The following is a 3,446-nucleotide window of genomic DNA, read 5'->3' on the forward strand; positions in this document are numbered from 1 at the left end:
ACCTTCTTCGAATACATCCCCGACAACGCCCTGCTGTTCGTGGACGAGAGCCACGTCACCATCGGCCAGATCAACGGCATGTTCCGGGGCGACTACCGCCGCAAGTCGACCCTGGCCGAGTACGGCTTCCGCCTGCCCTCCTGCATCGACAACCGCCCGCTCAAGTTCGACGAATGGGAGGCGATGCGGCCCCAGACCATCCACGTCTCGGCCACGCCCCAGACCTGGGAGATGGAACAGACCGGCGGCGTCTTCGTCGAACAGGTCATCCGCCCCACCGGCCTGATCGACCCCCCGGTGGAGATCCGCCCCGTCTCCGGCCAGACCCGCAACCAGGTCGACGACGTCATCGACGAGGTCAAACAGGTCGCCCGCGACGGCTACCGCTCCCTGGTCACCGTCCTGACCAAGAAGATGGCCGAGGACCTGACCGAATACATGCACGAACAGGGCGTCCGCGTCCGCTACATGCACTCCGACGTCGACACGATGGAGCGGATCGAGATCATCCGCGACCTGCGCCTGGGCACGTTCGACGTCCTGATCGGCATCAACCTGTTGCGCGAGGGGCTCGACATCCCCGAGTGCGGCCTGGTCGCCATCCTCGACGCGGACAAGGAGGGCTTCCTGCGCTCCGAGACCTCCCTGATCCAGACCATCGGCCGCGCCGCCCGCAACGTCGACGGCCGCGTCATCCTCTACGCCGACCGCATGACCGGCTCGATGGAGCGCGCCATCGCCGAGACCAACCGCCGCCGCGAACGCCAGGAGGCCTACAACCTCGAACACGGCATCACGCCCGAGAGCGTCAAGCGCGACATCAAGGAGATCCTGAACAGCCCCTACGAGAAGGACCGCGTCCTGATCCCCACGGGCGTCAAGGAGGAGAGCCGTCCGTTCATCGGCAACAACTTCCAGGCCACCCTGCGCGACATGGAAGGCAAGATGCGCGAGGCCGCCAGCAACCTCGAGTTCGAGGAGGCCGGCCGCCTGCGCGACGAGATCAAGAAGCTGAAACTGCTCGACCTGGAGTTCGCCAACGAGATCCTGACCGGGGCAGGGGAAGCGGTGGACAAGGCCGCGCCGAAGAAGTGGCGCGCCGAGGCGGCGGCGGAGAAGGCGGAGGCGTTCCGGAAGGGGCGGTTGTAGTCCCACCGGATATTGCGGTCAGACAGAAAAGCGAGCCGCTGAAAAGTGTCCCCGCTGGGCCAATAGCCTGCTTCAGAAGCGCCTATATCACCCGTCCTTACTATAACTAGAATGTAATCTACTTGCAAAAATACCTAAGTTTCCGCAGTATAATATTCGTTCTCTGACCTCTCCACCATGCGGGATATTACAGTCTAGCAGGTCTTCGTTGGAAATCATCTGCTTACATTTCTTGATATCTCACAGTTATCGCCGTTATCTATCCTGACGCGAGTATTTAATGTAGCACGAGGAGCGACTGCGTATTGACGAGAAGACTCTCCTAGCCGAGTACAGCCAACTAGAAGCCTGCCCCATCGTATTGATACAATCACAGGATAACTGCAACTGTTTATCAATGTACGATTTTGTATGGTTTCACTATCATAGTAGTCGGCATTCCCGAACATGTTTTGACCCGTCGCACTTTCGACGACACGGGTCTCTGAAATTACTCCGTTGGTAATGCAGCCGCTCGCCGAGCTTGGCGCAGCAGAACTGGTAATCCGAGGAGTGGCAGACGGAGGAGTAGCCACTCTAGACTGACCGGTTGGAGTAGAACTAGAAGGCCGATTCCGTGATTCAAGATCGGATGTGTAAGACCGCACAGTCGAACTCAAATTACTTGAGGGTGCTTGAGTGGTAACGCTGGGAGGAGATGTTACAGTGCGCGGCGGCTGGGCGGCCGCGCTGTCGAGCAGCGGGCCCACGAAATTCTGAAAAAATGGATTGGCCTCTAGGCTCCCCGGTTCCGACGAGCTTGGTGCTGCTCTCCGAGGAGAAACAGCGTTTTCAGATCGTGCGACTGGATTGCTTGACTGACAATCCTGAGGAAAGCGCCGCGGATCTCGGTTCCCGCACGGCTGAGGCGGGGATGTGCTATCCGCGAGTGTCGGCCGCGGCGGTGCAACCCGCTGGGCATTTGCAGCGACCGGTAGGTAGCAGAATAACAACGCCAACGTCGCCTTCAGTGCCATGTCGCGCATCTTCGAGCCTCCGAATCCTGAACAATGTTCGATCAAAAATCGTCACTGTCTACCTTGCCGCGAATTTTTCGTTAGGACGGAGAACTTAGCGCGGTGTGTTACCCGGAAGGTCCTTGGCATATCGACGACCCGGGTGGTGTACCGCACGACAAGTGGCAATAGCCAAACGCGCGGTAAGGCATGGCTAATCAACGCACGGCCATGCTTCCCACATGGCCGAAAACGACGCCCCGGAGCACGCTCGGCTTCGCCGAAGAGGCGGCGGTCTTCAAGGGACCGACCCGGAACGCCCGCGTCCTGAGCGAGGGCTGGGTCGCCGCCCATGCCTTTTGTACCAGCTGCGGCGCGACGCCCCTGACCGCCTTCGCGGCCATGGTCACGCTCAGGTTTCATCATCATTCATTTCTGCTGGAATTGGAGGTCAGCCTAGTTAGGTTACCCTTGTTTTATGGGTGAGCTGGGGCGCAGATGTCGACACTCGTGAAGGCGGCGAAGGCGATTGGCGGCGTGCTCGCGGCGGGCGCAGCCGCCGTAGGGATCGTGGTGGGCGCGAGAGAGCTTTCCCTAATACCACCGACCGCGACATCAAGCGCACCTTCAAGCCTGTCTTCGCCAGACTTGAAAGACTGCAAGTCGCTAAGCCCACGTCAGGCAGATGCGATTGTGGACATGGTCCGACAAGGTATCGCTACACCAGATCAGGGACGTGCGCTCGCAGAAAGTATAAGCTGCCAATACTATAATGAGGCGGTTCGATTAGATCCTGAACAGCGAAATGAGGCCGTTGATCTAGCGCTGAGGGCCGGTGATCGGGCTGCAACGCTCGCGCAGTCCCCAAATCGAAGCGACCGAGAAGCCGTCGCGAGTGCAGCAGAGGCGACCGCCGCCACCGCTAGGAGTTCGGCAAATCAATCGACGAGCGAACTCGAAGAGCGTAGGCAGGCGGCTGAGCTTGAGCGGGCGATTGGCGCACTGCTTTTTCAATCCATGCTCAATCCAGAACCACCGGCGCCCGCTCCTTCAGCTGAATCTCAAGCAGCGACCGCACGATTGAACACTCGCGAAAAAATAGAGAACTAAACCAACTCTACCTTCAACGATCGCCCGAGCACCCGCGCCGCGCGGCTCAGGGTGTCCAGGGTCACATTGGAGGCGTTCGGGTCGAGGACGCGGTTCAGTTGCGCCCGGCTGGTGTCCATCCGGGCGGCCATGGCCGCGCGGGTGATCTTCTGGTCGGCCATCGCCTGCTGGAGCTGGAGGGCGATCACGCTC

The 3,446-nt window shown here is 60.0% G+C and carries 2 protein-coding genes; one reads left to right on the forward strand and one right to left on the reverse strand.

Translation table 11 applies throughout. The features are described 5' to 3' along the window. On the forward strand, window positions 1–1,149 hold a 1,149-nt coding region (locus JHC99_RS18025; RefSeq protein WP_292156057.1), incomplete at its 5' end, for a helicase-related protein. A gap of 2,101 nt (window positions 1,150–3,250) precedes the next feature. Here JHC99_RS18025 and JHC99_RS18030 read toward each other — a convergent pair. Next, a partial coding sequence (locus tag JHC99_RS18030) for a helix-turn-helix transcriptional regulator (protein ID WP_292156058.1) occupies window positions 3,251–3,446 on the reverse strand: 196 nt, incomplete at its 5' end.

It is taken from the genome of Brevundimonas sp. (genome assembly GCF_016463485.1).
Taxonomy (GTDB): Bacteria; Pseudomonadota; Alphaproteobacteria; order Caulobacterales; family Caulobacteraceae; genus Brevundimonas.